Origin of the sequence: Nonomuraea sp. NPDC049607 (assembly GCF_040675375.1) — a bacterium.
In the GTDB taxonomy this organism is placed as follows: Bacteria; Actinomycetota; Actinomycetes; order Streptosporangiales; family Streptosporangiaceae; genus Nonomuraea.
In genome coordinates this window covers 300,603-314,894 of record NZ_JBFAOV010000001.1, presented here as the reverse complement: position 1 = coordinate 314,894, position 14,292 = coordinate 300,603, and the positions used below count along the sequence as shown (strand labels likewise).

General features: G+C 69.9%; 17 protein-coding genes and 1 tRNA gene. 11 read left to right on the top strand and 7 right to left on the bottom strand.

Annotation, left to right across the window (positions count from 1 at the left end; all coding sequences use genetic code 11):
• Positions 1-2 precede the first annotated feature (2 nt).
• The 7 genes from AB0J97_RS01580 to AB0J97_RS01550 all read left to right on the top strand — a co-directional run bounded on the left by AB0J97_RS01580 (position 3) and on the right by AB0J97_RS01550 (position 5,534).
• Entirely contained in the window at positions 3-1,394 is a 1,392-nt protein-coding gene (locus AB0J97_RS01580) for a histidine kinase (RefSeq protein WP_364083152.1), read from the top strand.
• Entirely contained in the window at positions 1,391-2,017 is a 627-nt protein-coding gene (locus tag AB0J97_RS01575) for a response regulator transcription factor (RefSeq protein WP_357692935.1), read from the top strand. The genes AB0J97_RS01580 and AB0J97_RS01575 overlap by 4 nt, the downstream gene beginning before the upstream one ends.
• 198 nt (positions 2,018-2,215) lie before the next feature.
• A complete protein-coding gene (locus AB0J97_RS01570; protein WP_364083149.1) occupies positions 2,216-2,488 on the top strand; it encodes a hypothetical protein in 273 nt (90 codons plus the stop codon).
• Positions 2,489-2,764: 276 nt separating this feature from the next.
• On the top strand, positions 2,765-3,022 hold the full coding sequence (locus AB0J97_RS01565; protein WP_364083146.1) for a hypothetical protein: 258 nt from the start codon (positions 2,765-2,767) through the stop codon (positions 3,020-3,022).
• A 3-nt stretch (positions 3,023-3,025) separates the two neighbouring features.
• Positions 3,026-3,757, top strand: coding sequence for a prolipoprotein diacylglyceryl transferase family protein (locus AB0J97_RS01560; protein WP_357692929.1), 732 nt, complete (start codon positions 3,026-3,028; stop codon positions 3,755-3,757).
• Complete coding sequence (locus AB0J97_RS01555) at positions 3,754-5,292, top strand: radical SAM protein (RefSeq protein ID WP_364083142.1); 1,539 nt, start codon at positions 3,754-3,756, stop codon at positions 5,290-5,292. Before AB0J97_RS01560 ends, AB0J97_RS01555 begins: the two co-directional genes overlap by 4 nt.
• Before the next feature lie 32 nt (positions 5,293-5,324).
• A complete protein-coding gene (locus AB0J97_RS01550) occupies positions 5,325-5,534 on the top strand; it encodes a hypothetical protein (protein ID WP_352365768.1) in 210 nt (69 codons plus the stop codon).
• Here the strand turns inward: AB0J97_RS01550 and AB0J97_RS01545 are convergent, their stop codons facing one another.
• The 3 genes from AB0J97_RS01545 to AB0J97_RS01535 are packed head-to-tail and all read right to left on the bottom strand — an operon-like array spanning position 5,535 to position 7,635.
• Complete coding sequence (locus AB0J97_RS01545) at positions 5,535-5,993, bottom strand: MaoC family dehydratase (protein WP_357692925.1); 459 nt, start codon at positions 5,991-5,993, stop codon at positions 5,535-5,537.
• 11 nt (positions 5,994-6,004) lie between these two features.
• Positions 6,005-7,186, bottom strand: a complete 1,182-nt coding sequence (locus tag AB0J97_RS01540) for a hypothetical protein (protein WP_364083137.1) — start codon at positions 7,184-7,186, stop codon at positions 6,005-6,007.
• Positions 7,183-7,635 carry a SigE family RNA polymerase sigma factor gene (locus AB0J97_RS01535; RefSeq protein ID WP_364083134.1) on the bottom strand — a complete coding sequence of 151 codons (453 nt, stop codon included), beginning with the start codon at positions 7,633-7,635 and terminating at the stop codon, positions 7,183-7,185. Before AB0J97_RS01535 ends, AB0J97_RS01540 begins: the two co-directional genes overlap by 4 nt.
• A gap of 253 nt (positions 7,636-7,888) precedes the next feature.
• Here AB0J97_RS01535 and AB0J97_RS01530 point away from each other — a divergent pair, with 253 nt between their 5' ends.
• Entirely contained in the window at positions 7,889-9,070 is a 1,182-nt protein-coding gene (locus AB0J97_RS01530; protein WP_357692921.1) for an ATP-binding protein, read from the top strand.
• Positions 9,071-9,173: 103 nt separating this feature from the next.
• Here AB0J97_RS01530 and AB0J97_RS01525 read toward each other — a convergent pair whose 3' ends face one another.
• On the bottom strand, positions 9,174-9,965 hold the full coding sequence (locus AB0J97_RS01525) for a MauE/DoxX family redox-associated membrane protein (protein WP_364083130.1): 792 nt from the start codon (positions 9,963-9,965) through the stop codon (positions 9,174-9,176).
• Between the two features lie 5 nt (positions 9,966-9,970).
• A complete protein-coding gene (locus tag AB0J97_RS01520) occupies positions 9,971-10,918 on the bottom strand; it encodes a hypothetical protein (RefSeq protein WP_364083127.1) in 948 nt (315 codons plus the stop codon).
• A gap of 215 nt (positions 10,919-11,133) precedes the next feature.
• Between AB0J97_RS01520 and AB0J97_RS01515 the strand changes: the two genes are divergently transcribed.
• A complete protein-coding gene (locus AB0J97_RS01515) occupies positions 11,134-11,676 on the top strand; it encodes a SigE family RNA polymerase sigma factor (RefSeq protein ID WP_364083124.1) in 543 nt (180 codons plus the stop codon).
• A 12-nt stretch (positions 11,677-11,688) separates the two neighbouring features.
• On the opposite strand, the gene AB0J97_RS01510 is transcribed toward AB0J97_RS01515, so the two are convergent.
• Positions 11,689-12,180: a MarR family transcriptional regulator gene (locus AB0J97_RS01510; RefSeq protein WP_364083121.1), complete on the bottom strand. Its 492-nt coding sequence runs from the start codon at positions 12,178-12,180 to the stop codon at positions 11,689-11,691.
• A gap of 94 nt (positions 12,181-12,274) precedes the next feature.
• Between AB0J97_RS01510 and AB0J97_RS01505 the strand changes: the two genes are divergently transcribed.
• Together AB0J97_RS01505 and AB0J97_RS01500 are read left to right on the top strand one after the other, a co-directional pair.
• On the top strand, positions 12,275-12,835 hold the full coding sequence (locus AB0J97_RS01505) for a YceI family protein (RefSeq protein WP_357692911.1): 561 nt from the start codon (positions 12,275-12,277) through the stop codon (positions 12,833-12,835).
• Between the two features lie 164 nt (positions 12,836-12,999).
• Positions 13,000-13,088, top strand: a tRNA-Ser gene (locus AB0J97_RS01500).
• 138 nt (positions 13,089-13,226) lie between these two features.
• Here the strand turns inward: AB0J97_RS01500 and AB0J97_RS01495 are convergent.
• Positions 13,227-14,219: a CehA/McbA family metallohydrolase gene (locus tag AB0J97_RS01495; protein ID WP_364084215.1), complete on the bottom strand. Its 993-nt coding sequence runs from the start codon at positions 14,217-14,219 to the stop codon at positions 13,227-13,229.
• Positions 14,220-14,292: the final 73 nt, after the last annotated feature.

Below are 14,292 nucleotides of genomic sequence, written 5' to 3'. Positions count from 1 at the left end.
ACATGACACGGGCGGCGGTGAAGAGCGGTGGCGCCGAGGCGCGGGCGGTTGCACGGTGGGTGAGGCCGTTCGCCGTGCGCGGGGTGGCCGGTGGCCAGGAGAAGGGCCGGGTACGGCCCGCAGTGGCGGCCGGGCTGGCCTTCGTTCTGGGGGCGCTGCTGATCCTGGCCGGCGCGTACGTGCAGCGCGGCGTGCCGGTGTGGGCCCTGCTGGTGCCGTTGGCGATCACCTGTTCGGCCGTGCTGCTGCGGCAGCGGGCTCCGCTGTGGTCGTTGGCGCTGGGGGTGGTGGCCGTCACGGTCGACGGGGTGGTGGGGCCGTCGCTGGCGACCGTGCTGGTGTTCACCGACAATCTGTACGCCGCGGCGCTCTACGGGCCGGCGCGGTTCGCTCGCTGGCTGCTCGGGATCACGACGGTGCTGGCCGTGGTGGGCGGGGCGGTGGCGGCGTTCATCGCGGCGGACTGGCGGTTGCTGGCCGTCATGGGCATCCAGGGAGGGTTGGTGCTGATCACGCCGGTCACCACGGCTTGGGTGCTGCGGGAGCAGCGTGACCGGGCGGCCGCGGAACGGGCGCGGGCGGAGCAGGTCGCGCATCTGGCCGAGCTCGACCGGCAGGCGGCGATCGCGGCCGAGCGTACGCGGATGGCTCGTGAGCTGCACGACATGATCGCGAACCATTTCAGCGCCATCGCCATCCAGTCGACGGCTGCTCTGTCCCGTAAGGACCTGGATCGGGAGACGGTTCGCAAGGTCATGGAGTCCGTACGGGAGAACAGTGTCAAGGGGATGGCCGAGATGCGGGACATGATCGGGCTGCTGCGGGAGGCCAACGGCGGGCGCGAGGGGGACGGGCAGGAGCTTGAGGCCACCCGGCCGCGGTTGGCTGACGCGGAGAGCCTGGTCGAGCGTACGCGGCGGGCTGGGATGGCGGTTGAGCTGCGGGTCGACGGGGAGTCGCGTGAGGTGCCGGCTTCGGTGGATCTGGCTGGTTATCGGATCCTTCAGGAAGGGCTGACGAACGCGCTCAAGCATGGCGAGGCACCGGTTGTCGTCTCGCTGGCGTACGAACCCGGGGAGGTTCTCCTGACGATCGAGAACCGGGTCGGCCGGCGTGGCGCTCGGCTGCCGGGGGCAGGGGCGGGGCTGATCGGCATGCGTGAACGGGCTTCGCTGGTCGGAGGGTTCTTCGAGGCGGGGCCATGGGGGGACGGCTGGCGCGTCGTGGCGGCCTTCCCGACGTCGCTCGGCGTACCGGCTTCGGGGGACCGTTCTTCGAGCAGCCGGGTTTCGGGGGAGCGGGTTACGAGGGAGCCGCCTGGCGACGGCGGACGCTTCAAGAGCGCGGACGGCGGGCGCCCCGGGACGGCGGACGGGGAGAGGGGGGTGGCGTGAGTATCAGGGTGTTGGTGGCTGACGATCATGCGGCCGTACGCGCCGGGATCGTGATGATCCTCGACGGCGCCGACGACATCGAGGTCGTGGGTGAGGCCGCCGACGGCGAGCAGGCGGTCCGGTTGGCCCACGACCTGCGTCCCGACGTCGTCCTCATGGACATCCGCATGCCCCGCCTCGACGGCATCTCCGCCACCAGGGAGCTGGCGGGGGTGAGCGACGTCCTGATCCTCACGACGTTCGACGTCGACGAGTACGTCTTCGGCGCCCTCCGGGCGGGCGCGGCCGGTTTCCTGCTCAAGAACACCGAGGCCGACGCCCTGGTGGAAGCGGTAAGGCTGGTGGCGGGCGGCGAGGGGATGATCGCGCCGGGCGTCACCAGACGGCTGATCGCGGCCTTCGCCGATCAGCCGCCCCGTCGCGAGCCCTCCGACCCGGAGGCCCTGACCCCGCGCGAACGCGAGGTGCTGGCCTGCATCGGCCGCGGCCTGTCCAACGCCGAGATCGCCAAAGAGCTGGACATGGCCGAAGCCACCACGAAGACGCACGTCAGCCGCCTCCTGAACAAACTGGGGCTGAAGAGCCGCGTCCAGGCAGCGATTTACTACTCAGAGTCGCTTTAGCCCCGTAGGGTGAACGCCGTGACCATGCCGCCGCCGCCTCCGCCGGGGCAGCCTCCATCCGGGCCACCTCCCCCCGGGCAGCCGCCGTACGGGCCACCCCCGCCGGGGCAACCGCCGTACGGACCGCCTCCGCAGGGTCCGCCGCCGCAGGGGCCTCCGCACGGCCAGCCCGCGCCGCAGCCGCGGCGCCAGCCGGGGTTGACCGTCGCGTTGGCGCTGGCCGGAAGCTTCGCCTACCTGGTGATCAATGTGATGGTCGGGCTGCTCGCGCTGAGCCTGCAGTCCGCGGTGGGAATCGGCGTCGCGGCCGGGTTCCTGGCGCTTCTGGGCCTCGGCTTGGGCATCACGCTGGTCGTCCTGCGCAAGCAGTGGTCGTTCGGGCTGGGGCTCGGGTTGATGATCGGGTGGTCATTGGCGTCGATCGTCTCGGCCGGATACTGCACGGGGCTGAACCCCGGCATGTACGCGTAGGCGAAGCATGACCGATCAGCAGTGCCTCACCGACCAGGGGACGGCGGGATGACGACACCACCGCCACAAGGCCCGTGGGAGCCGCACCCAGGCTGGCCACCGCCGCAGCCGCCGTCGCAACCACCGCCGCAACCACCGCCGCAGCCACCGCGGCCATCGCCGCAGCCACCGCGGCCATCGCCGCTGCCACCGCTGCCACCGCTGCCGCCGCTGCCACCGCAGCGGCCCAGCAGCCGCGACTCCGCGATCGTCCTCATCGCGACGCTGGTCGCCGGCATGTTCGCCTACAGCGTCGTCAACGGCATCGTGGGCTTCTTCGTCTTCATCTCCGCCATTGACGGCACGAACAAGGCGGGCGTGATCGTCGGCGCGGTGCTGCTGGCCGTCGTCGGCCTGGGCGGCGGTCTGGGGTTCGGCCTGGTCCGCAAGCCGTGGTCGCGGGGGCTCGGGCTGGGGCTCGCGATCGGCTGGGCGCTGTGGTCGATGCTGACGGCCGGCATCTGCACCGGCCTCAACCCGAGCCTGTACGGCTGAAGCATGCCGTATCACGAGATATTCGTCGGCCTGGGCGTCCTCGTGGCCGCGGTGGTCTTCGTCCGCGAGGCGAGGGCCAGGGGCGCGCTCAACGAGCAGTCGCTCGTCGCCGTCACCGGAGCCCTGGTCGGCGGCGCCATCGGCATGCGCCTGGCGGGCTGGCTGGAGACGTTCGACCTCGCCGACCTCTGGCTGTACGGCTCCCGCAGCATCCTCGGCGGCCTGACCGGCGCGTACGTCGGCGTGCTGGTCGCGAAGAAGGTCATCGGCTACCGGGAGCGCACCGGCGACCTGTTCGCCCCGGCGGTGGCGCTCGGCATGGCGATCGGCCGCATCGGCTGTCACCTGACCGAGGCCCCCGGCAGGCCCACGGACCTGCCCTGGGGGGTGCACGCGCCGCCGTCCACACCGGAATGTCCGGGTTGCCTGACCGGCCAGGCCATGCACCCGTCGTTCGTGTACGAGATCGTCTTCCAGCTCGCCGCGTTCGTCGCGCTGCGGTGGGCGCGCAAGCGGCTGACCCAGCCGGGCGAGCTGTTCACGCTCTACCTCGCCGGATATGCGGTCTTCCGGTTCCTGGTCGAGTTCACCAGGGCGAACGAGACGCTGTGGCTCGGCCTGACCGGACCGCAGTGCTTCCTGATCCCGGGCCTGACGCTGCTCACGCTCAGGCTCGTGTATGGCTGGCGTCGAGGCCATTACGATGCCCTTTTCAAGCGGAAGGTCATGACATGAGCGCAGGGATGGGGCTACGGGGCGACCGCATCCTCCGGTACGTCAACGCGTTCTGCCCGAAATGCCACGGCCAGGACCTCGACCAGGTCCAACGGCTGAGCGGCTACCTGGCCGAACGCGACGGCAAGGTGTGGCTGGAACGCGGCTGCCGCGAACACGGCCTGATCCGCACGTTGTACGACGAGGACCCGGAGATCCTCTCCTACCTGGAGGAGTGGACCGCTCCCACCAAGCAGCACATCCCTGACGTGTCCGGAAACTTCGCCCCGATCCCCGGCGCGTACCTCAACGGCCTGCCCGAGATGCAGACCCAGCACACCTGCATCCTGCTGGAGGACATCGCCGAGGCGTGCAACCTGCGCTGCCCCACCTGCTTCGCCGACAGCTCGCCCGACCTGACCGGCGTCGTCCCGGTCGCGGACGTGCTGGCGAACGTGGACCAGCGGCTGGCCAGGGAGAACGGCAAGCTCGACGTCCTGATGCTGAGCGGCGGGGAGCCCACGCTCCACCCCGAGCTGAAGACCCTCCTCGCCGAGCTGGCGCTCCGGCCGGTCACCCGCATCCTGATCAACACCAACGGCGTGCTCATCGCCAGGGACGACGCGCTGCTCGACCTGCTCACCGAGCACCGGGACCGGGTGGAGGTCTACCTCCAGTACGACGGCTCGTCGGCCGAGGCGTCCAAGCACCATCGCGGCGGCGACCTGCGCCGGATCAAGGCGGAGGCCGTACGGCGGCTGTCGGAGCGGGAGATCTTCACGACCCTGGTCATGACCGCGGCCCTGGGCGTCAACGACGGGGAGATCGGCGACGTCGTACGCCTCGCGCTGGACACCCCCTTCGTCGGCGGCGTGTCGCTGCAACCGCAGTTCGGGTCGGGCAGGTCGGGCGTCATCGACCCGTCCGACCGGCTCACCCACACCGGCGTGCTCAAGCGGCTCGGCCCGCAGACCGACGGCCTGGTGACCTGGCGCGACCTGACCGCCCTGCCCTGCTCGCACCCCCACTGCTGCTCGGTGGGCTACCTGATCCGCGACGACTCGCAGCAGTGGCGCTCGCTGGTCGCCCTGATGGGCCACGACCGCCTCAAGCAGAACCTGGGCCTGGTCTCCAACCGCATCGCCGACACCGAGCTGCCGCGCGAGCTGCGGCTGGCCGTTCAGGAGTCGCTGCTCGGGTTGCTGTCGGAGCAGTCGTCGCTGTCCCACCCGCAGATCGGCGACCTGTGGCGGGACATCTGCGAGAACTGCGACCTGGGCGTCGCCACGCTGCTCACCCTCGCCTCCTCGGCGTTGCCCGGACGGCGCAGGAAGCTGCGCAGGATGCTGGGCGAGCGGGTGGTGCGGATCACGATCAAGCCGTTCATGGACATCTCGACCATGATCGAGGAGCGGCTCACGCAGTGCTGCGTACACGTGGGCACGCGGGCCGAGCAGGACCAGTGCGCGCCGTTCTGCGCCGTGCAGGCGTGGCCGCAGCTCTCACGGCAGCGGCTGTCCGCGGTGGCCTCGAGGCCGGGGCTGGTGATCCTGTGAAGGCCCAGCCGTACGATCCGCTTCGATTGTGCGTGTACGCCACCGTGGCGCTGCTGGCCTGGCTGCTCGGGCCGTGGGCGGTGCTCGGGTTCGCGGCGCTGGGGTTCGCGGGGTACTGGAAGGCGCGGCGGGCCGGGCTGACCCGGAGCAAATGCCTGCTCAGGGACACCCGGCTCGTACTGGCCTATCTCGGGTTGATCGGGCTTGCCGCGGTGGTCGGGATCGTCCTGTCGCTGCGGTGATCAGGGCGCGGGGACGTACAGGCTGAGCGACTCGGCGATGCAGGCGGGCCGGCGCTCGCCCTCGATCTCGATCGTCATCTTCAGGTTGGCCAGGTAGCCGGCCGGCGTGCCCTTGACGTCGGTGAGCTCGCCCACGGCCCTGACCCGCGCGCCCACGGGCACCGGCCTGGGGAAGCGCACCTTGTTCAGCCCGTAGTTGACGCCCATCGCGATGCCCTCGACGCGCACCATCTCGAACATGAACGTCGGCAGCAGCGACAGGGTCAGGTAGCCGTGGGCGATCGTGCCGCCGAAGGGCCCCTCCTTGGCGCGCTCCACGTCCACGTGGATCCACTGGTGGTCGTCGGTGGCGTCGGCGAAGAGGTTGACCTGCTCCTGGGTGACGGTGCGCCACTCGGTCGGGCCGAACGTCTCGCCCACGGCCGCCTTGAGTTCCTGTACGTTCGCGAAGGTCCGCATGGTCACGAACGCTATTGCGCGGGCGGGACGGCTGCCAAGTTGAGCACCCGGTACTCGTCGCCCCGCTCGCTCCAGTACATGGTCGTGCTGGGCTCGGCGGACATGAAGTTCCCCCACCAGATGCCGGGCCGGTCGAACGTGGCCAGCGTGCCGGTCGCCACGTCGTAGACCGCGCGGCCGGTCACCACGAAACGGTCGAGGGGCGGGTAGTCGCCGAGCCTCAGCACGAGACCGAGTCCCTGGGGCTCGGCCGCGGCGCTGCCGTCGATGTTCTGCAGGTACGTGCGCCCGCCCCGTACGCCCTGGCACCAGGACGGGCCGCAGTGCAGCCTCAGGGCGTCCAGGGGCGCGACGACGTCCTTGGTGGAGGGGTGGTCGGTCGACAGGTTCACGACCCTGGTCTGGCTCCGCTCCTCGCCGTCGGCGACGTCGCTCGCCCACGGCCATTTGACGAGGTGCAGGCCCTCGCCGCCCGGAATGCGCATGGGGGCGCCGCCCGCGAGCGGCATCCACCACACGCCGCCGGTCCGTTCCGACCAGATGATGCGGTCGCCGTCGAGGGCGATCCGCTCGATCCGGAGGTGCTCTCCCGTCATCGCGGCGACCTGTCGGGGCTCGCCGCCGGCGAGCGGGACCGTCCAGATCTCGCGCACCTCGGTGCCGTCCTTCCGTACGGCGTTCACGTGCCAGGCGAGGTTCAGCCCGTCCAGCGCCGGGGGCTGGGGGCGGTAGATCCTCATGCCTGGCGGAACCGATATGTCGGTGATCTCGCGGAACATCCGGGTGGTGGTGTCGTAGACCTCGATCGCGCGGATCGTGTCGGCCTTGGGCCCGGCGACGGCCAGGATCCGGGCGGCGTCGAGCGCGGTGGCCGGGACGCGCCGCAGGCCGTCGGCCCGCACGGCGGGCATCGTGACGACGGCCTGCGGCCACGCCCGCTCCAGCGGCACGGCCGTCGCCTGCGGGAAGAACCGCGCCGCCAGAGGCGGCGCGGCCGCCTGCCGTCCGTTCGCCGCCATGACCGTGCCGGCCGCGATCACGGCCGTCACCGCCGTCGCGACGGCCAGCCCCCGGGTACGCCGCCTCCGTCTGCGCCGCCGCTGCCCCTCCACCCCGGCGAGCAGCCCGCCCGGATCCGGTGCGTGGTCCGCCGCGGCCCGAAGCGTCTCGGTCAGGTCCTTCTCGGTCCTCATGTCCGTTCCCTCTCCAGCACTGCCGGCCGGATCCTCAACGTGTGCAGCGCGCGCGACGCCTGGCTGCGAACGGTTCCTCGGGAGATGCCGAGGATGTCGGCGATCTCCTGGTCCGGCAGGTCCTCGTAGTACCGCAGCACCAGGACCACCCGCTGCCTGCGTGGCAGCGTCGCCAGCTCTCGCCACAGCTCGCCGGAGGAGTGGCTGTCGGTGTAGGCCCCCTCGGGCACCTCGTCCGTGAGCTGCTCCCTGCGCCGCCCGCGCCACCAGCTCACGTGCTGGCGAGTCATGATCGTGCGTACGTAGGACTCCGGGTTGTCCTTGTTGCGCACCTTGCGCCAGGTGCCGCCGAGCTTGAGCAGCGCCTCCTGGACGAGGTCGGCGGCGTCGTCGGGGTTTCCGGTGAGGACGTATCCGTACCGGAGCAGGGCGGCGCCACGCGCTTGCACGAACTCCTCGAACTCCACAACACCCAGACGCACGGGCGTCCCGGACTGTTGCAAAGATCTTTTACTCGAAACCATCGCATGCATGTTCGAGTCCGCGCTACAGTTCTGGGTATCGAAATCGAACAAGGGTTCGGCCTGGTGAGAGGGGGTGTGTCCGATGACGATGCTCGCCACAGCTCCTGCTCGGACACGCCGTAGCACTTTCTTCCCAAATCTAAGACGGCCGCTATATCCGGCAATAAAGTCCGAGAGCGTGGACCCTGTGCGCAATCCCTACGCCCCCGGCGCCGGGCAGCGTCCGCCGGAGCTGGCCGGGCGCGACCGTGAGCTGCAGCAGTTCGAGGTGGTGCTGGAGCGGGTGGCCCGAGGGCGCCCCGAGCGCAGCATGGTCGTCACCGGCCTGCGCGGCGTCGGCAAGACCGTCCTGCTCAACACCTTCAAGTCCATGGCCATGCAGCGGCTGTGGGGCACGGGCAAGATCGAGGCCCGGCCCGACCAGTCGATCCGGCGTCCCGTGGCGGCCGCCCTGCACATGGCCATCCGCGAGCTGGCCCCGCGCCACCGCGCGCCCGAGCGCATCGAGGAGTTCCTCGGGGTGCTGAAGGCGTTCGCGATGCGCGACCCGTCCGCGGCCAAAGGCACCTCCCACTGGTCGCCCGGCATCGAGGTGCCCGCCAGCCGCGGGCGCGCCGACTCGGGCGATCTGGAGATCGACCTCACCGAGCTGTTCGTCGACGCCGCCGGCGTGGCGACCGACCTCGGCGTGGGCATCGCGCTGTTCATCGACGAGATGCAGGACGTGCAGCCCGCCGACGTGTCCGCGCTCTGCGCCGCCTGCCACGAGCTGTCCCAGTCGGGCGGGCCGCTGATCGTGGTGGGCGCGGGGCTGCCGCACCTGCCGAGCGTGCTGTCGGCCAGCAAGAGCTATTCCGAACGGCTCTTCCGCTACGCGCGCATCGACAAGCTCGACCGCGAGGCGGCCGACATGGCGCTGATCCTCCCCGCGCGGGAGGAGATGGTGGAGTTCACCCAGGAAGCCCTCGACGCGCTCTACGAGGCCGCCGACGGCTATCCCTACTTCGTCCAGGCGTACGGCAAGGTCGCCTGGGACCTCGCGCTCCGCAGCCCGATCACCCTCGACGACGTCAAGGTCTCCGCGCCCGAGGCCGAGGAGGAGCTCGCCGTGGGCTTCTTCGGCAGCCGCTACGAGCGGGCCACCCCGGCCGAGCGCGACTACATGCACGCCATGGCGCAGATCGGCGACGAGCCGGTCGCCACCGCCGACGTGGCCGACGCCCTCGGGCGGAAACCGTCCAGCCTCTCGCCGGCTCGTGACAGCCTCATCAAGAAAGGGCTCATCTACAGCGCCGAGCGCGGTCTGATCGCGTTCACGGTGCCGCACTTCGGAAGGTTCCTGCGGTCTCAACCTGTTTGAGCGCCGCCCCTAGACCTCTATTGGGCTGTCTAGTGGGGAAGCTAGACAGCCCAATAGAGTCATATCGCCGTGCCTGGATACGGAAATCTAGGGCTCTCTAGCGTCACGCCGATACTGGCGTATATTCCGGCAGAGAGTCGCTGTCGTCGTTGCTGACCACCGCCACGCGCACCGCCGGACGCCGTCCGCTCAGGTGGACCGCGAAGACCACGTCGTCCTGGTCGCGGCCGGTGAAGACGAAGAAGCGCCAGCACAGCTCGCGCCAGCTGTCGTACGGCTCCGGCGAGGTCAGTGCCTCCTGGTGCGCCCGCCACGGGCCGCTCGACCTCAGCCGGGAGAGCATCACCTGCTCGGTGGGGCCGGGGCGCTGCTCGCAGGGGGCGCGGTACCGTACGCGATCGACCAGCTCCTCGATCTCGGGGGAGAGCAGCGCGATCACCGCCAACCCCGCGGCCGTGAGCCAGGTCGGATGGACCGTCGCCGCCCAGCCCGACGCCGGCGCGGCCACCGACAACGCGGACATCCCGGTCAGTACGACCGTCCGGCCGATCGAACGTATGCCGACCGGCGCCGAGCTGACCTCGCCGAAGCAGCCGCAGCCCGCGTCAGGACGCCGCCTGCGCAGCTCGACCAGCACGTACGTGCACATGGCGAAGAAGCCGACCGTCCCCCACCTGAAGATCGGCGCGGTGGCGAACAGCAGCCCCCCGGCCAGCACCAGCTCGACGACCGCGCAGACCAGCAGCGAGGGCGCCTGCATGCGGCCGGGCATGAGCACGGCCGGGCCCAGCCTGGACAGGGTGCCCGGCTCTCCGCCCCGGTACACCGTGACCACCTTGGCGCCGGCGCCCATCACCAGCAGCACGATCAGGATCGGCATCTGCGAATCGAACACGCCCGTCACCCCAATCCGATCTGAGCGTTGAAGCAGCCTTTGATCAATTCGCCGCCCAGCTCGACGAACGAGGCGGGTGACAGCTCGGCGACGCGGCCGCGCGGCGAGGTGTCGCACTCGACGCAACGGTCGCAGAACCGCCCGGCCAGGCAGCCGCAGGCGACCACCGGCAGGTTGGCCGCGCGGTCGGCGCACGTGTTCCTGACCTGCAACAGCGAACCGATGGCGAGGTAGGGCAGGCCGGCGCAGGAGAGCCCGGCGTCGGGGCAGCCGGTGTCCACGCGCTCCAGCATCGGGTACGCCGCGCCGCGCTCCTCCTCGTCGAACGTGTCGGACCAGGTGGCGGTGCCGGAGATGCGCGCCTGCGCCCCGGCGTACGCGGGCGCCGGGGCCGGCACGATGCCCGACCGGTGGGCGGGCTGCGAGGTCGCCGGCAGCAGCGCCAGGGCGGAGCCGCCGCGCCTGATCCCGATCGCGTCGAACAGGTAGCCCGGCTCGAACTTCGGATGCCGCACCTGCAGCCGTCCGGTGGCCGGGTAGGGGATGACGATCGTCCGGGGGCCCCGGTGGGGGCCGCAGTCGAGCTCGACCGTCAGCTCCTTGCGCCCCTCGACCGACAGGATCGTGCCGGTGAGGCGGGTGGTGTCGGCCCAGATCCGCTCGACGACGCGGCCGTCGCGCAGTGTGCGCATGAGCACCATGGAGCCCGCCGGGAGGTCGGCGGGCGCCATCTCCGCGCCGTGCCAGGCCGTGGCCCAGGGGGCGATCACAAGCCGCTCCTCGACGCCTTCGGGGGTCTCGATGACGATGAGATGCGGGCTGACGTCAAGGATCTCGCCGGCGACGGCGCGTAAAGGTTCGCCGTCGGCCAGGTCGGGGCCCGCGATGCCCGGGGTGCGGCCCAGCGCGGCGGCCGCGAGCCGCCTGCGGCGTTCGACGTTCGGATAGCCCATCCGCCCTCCCTCGTCAGGTACTAGGTTCACATGACTCCGGAGCGGCTCGTGCCGTGGCGAACAGAGGGGAGCAAAATACGCATCCCCGGGGAAGGTAGTTGACACCCGCCTTCGAACAATCTGCCACCGACCTTGACTGACCTTTGTCTTCGTCGGGCCGAAACCTGAATTGTGGTTCAGTCGCAAAAGGGCATCAGGCTGCGATTCTGGCCACGATGCAGACCACCGGGTGGGAAGAGGAGTTCCGCGAGTACGTCACGGCTCGCGGTCCCGCGCTGCTGCGCGCCGCCCGTCAGCTCACCGGGCATCCGCTGGACGCGGAGGACCTGCTGCAGAGCGCGCTGGCCAAGACGTACCTGAAGTGGGGGAACATCGAGGACCGCAAGGCGCTGGACGGGTACGTCCGCCGGGCCATGGTCAACATCAACATCTCGCAGTGGCGGCGGCGCAAGCTGGAGGAGTACCCGTCGGACGACCTGCCCGAGGTGGCCGCGGCGGAGCCGCCGGCCTGCGGGGAGGTGCACGAGCTGCTGGAACAGGCGTTGGAGGGGCTGCCCGAACGTATGAGGGCTGCGATCGTGCTGCGTTACTACGAGGACATGACCGAACCGGAGATCGCCAGGACGCTCGGGATCAGCGTCGGCACGGTCAAGAGCACGGTGTCACGGGCGATGGCCAAGCTCAGGAGCGCCTTGGGGATCTCCTCGGAGCCGGGCGGCTCGGGGGTTCCGGAGGCGTCCTCGTCATCGGCCTTGTAGTCGGCGTGCGGCTCAGTTGAGCGAGTGGGTGGTCTCCTCCGCGCCGGCCGTCGCGCAGGGGCGCACGACGTCTCTGATCTTGCGGAGTGTCTGCAGGAACGCGTCGAGTTCGGCCTCGCTCAGGAGGCCGGTGAAGCTGTCCTTGATGTCCTCAAGGTGCTGGGGCAGGACGCTCGCCAGTCGCTCGTGTCCCGCGTCCGTGAGCGCGGCGTAAGAGGCTCTGCGGTCGGTGGCGCACGCCTGCCTGGTCACCAGGCCCTCACGTTCGAGCCGGTCGACGACCCTGGTCACGCCGCTCGTGGACAGGCCCGTCTGGGCGGCCAAGTCGGTCATCCGCAGCGCCTGCCGCGGTGATCGTGCCAGGCGGATGACCGTCTCGAAGTCGATGCCCGACAATCCCGCCCTGCTGAAGACGGGTTGCATCCGGGCTGCCAGACCTGCGTGAACCTCGGCGAGCAGGCCCATCGCCGTCAGCCTGGGGTCATCGATGTGCTTCACGTCCATACCTTAACCGACGTTAGTTGACTTGCGGAATATTCCTCGTGTAGACATTTGTTGCCGCAGACATCCGCACAGCAACCTTCCCGAGGAGAACCCGATGAGCACCCGCACCTGGGAGTCCCTGACCATTCCCGCCGCCGGCACGTACAACCTCGACGTGGCCCACACCCGCATCGGCTTCGTGGTCAAGCACATGATGGTGAGCAAGGTACGCGGCCGCTTCGGTGACTTCACCGGCTCCGTCACGATCGCGGAGAACCCGCTGGAGTCCACGGCCGAGCTGACGATCAAGACCGCCAGCATCGACACCGGCGTCGGCGACCGCGACGGCCACCTGCGCAGCGACGACTTCCTCGCCACGGACAAGTTCCCCGAGATCACCTTCCGGAGCACCCGCGTGGTCGGCCACTCGGGCGACGAGTTCACCGTCGTCGGCGACCTGACGATCCGCGACGTCACCAAGCAGGTCGAGCTCACCGTCGAGTACGGCGGCGCCGGCACCAACCCGTGGGGCGCCGCGGTGTGGGGCTTCTCCATCAACACCGAGTTCGACCGCGAGGAGTTCGGCCTGACCTGGAACCAGACCCTGGAGGCCGGCGGTGTGCTCGTGGGCAAGAAGGTCAAGATCGAGATCGAGGGCGAGGCGAACCCCGCCTGAGCTGGGTTGTCCACAACCTGGAAGCCCGCCCTAGCATGGGGCGGGCTTCATCCACAGGAGGTTACCCACAGGCTGTTGATAACTCTTGGCGAAGGCACGACACGCAACCGCTTTGCCGCCTCGCCAGAAGGCCGGTACGCTGTGCTGAGCCGCGATGGCTTCCAGGAGGATTCGCCTAGTCAGGTCTATGGCGCCGCACTGCTAATGCGGTTTGGTGGCAACACCATCCGGGGTTCAAATCCCCGATCCTCCGCAGCTGAAAGGCCCTTCCCCGATCTTCGGGGAAGGGCCTTTCGAACTTTCCGGGCGTCTTGGTTGCAGTTCTGGTTGCAACGGGCACCTTCAACCGTCCGCTGCGACCCCGGGCGCCGCGCGCCGACCTTTCGCTCGCTCAGCTCAGGATGATGGGGTTGGTGAGCGCCGCCATGTGTTCGTCGGGATGACGCACCTCTAGGCGGACGAAGGCTGATTCCTCCGCGTTGGTCTGCCACTCCAGGACGCCTGATCCATTGCCCGGCAATGCTGCGCGGTGCACAGTCCCTCGATCGGTGTGAAAGCTGACGGTGCCGGACGGCACACCACGGACGTCCACCCGGACCACAGCAGGTCCGCCGTGGGTATCCAGCCGCCCCCCGATGCCGGCACTGCCATCACCAGCAGAGACCCGGAACGAGAGCTCAACCGTGGCCGATTCGGCGATCCAGCTCCGGCCGGCACGGATGCCGGCGAGGACTGCGTCAGCACTCAATTCCTCGGCCAGCACGACGGTGTGCGGTCTGCCGATCTGGCCCTCCAGATGGGCATCGCTGTTGCCCATCGCCGGTCGCCACCGTCCACGGCGGATGTCGACGGCCAAGCCGCGACCCCATTCGGCCAGTGCTGCCGCATTGTCCGCCTGCCACGGCTCATCGGAGCTCCACAGCCCGTTCCACACCTCCACCACGTCGAACCCCTCGAACGGGTACATGAAGGCACCAGAGGGGTACGGCGCGTGCGGGTGGGCCGCCACGCACAGCCCACCGGCCTCATGTACCCGATTCAGATGCTTGCCGATCACGTCGTCGCGGACGCCGTACCGCCAGTCGACCACCTGCCCCGGATCGATGCCGAGCGCCAGCCAGTGCCCGGTTCGGCTGGTGGTTTCCTGGCCGATGATCACCAGTAGGTCGTCGCCGACGAGCGAGCCCCAGGCGCCATGCGCAGCTGCGGTGTTGTGCTCGGTGGTCGCGATGAAGTCCAGCCCCGCCGCACGAGCACCGGCCGCAAGCTGCTCCGGCGTCAGCTCTCCGCCATTCGAGAGAACCGAGTGCACATGGCAGTCACCTCGATACCAGCCACGCCCCCGACCGGCTACCCGCCTCGGCGGGAACTGCGACCCCGACATCCCATAGTCCGAGACCATCCCGGCAGCGTACTCACTCCACAGGAGACATCCACAAGCTCCAGGTGGTGGTTCA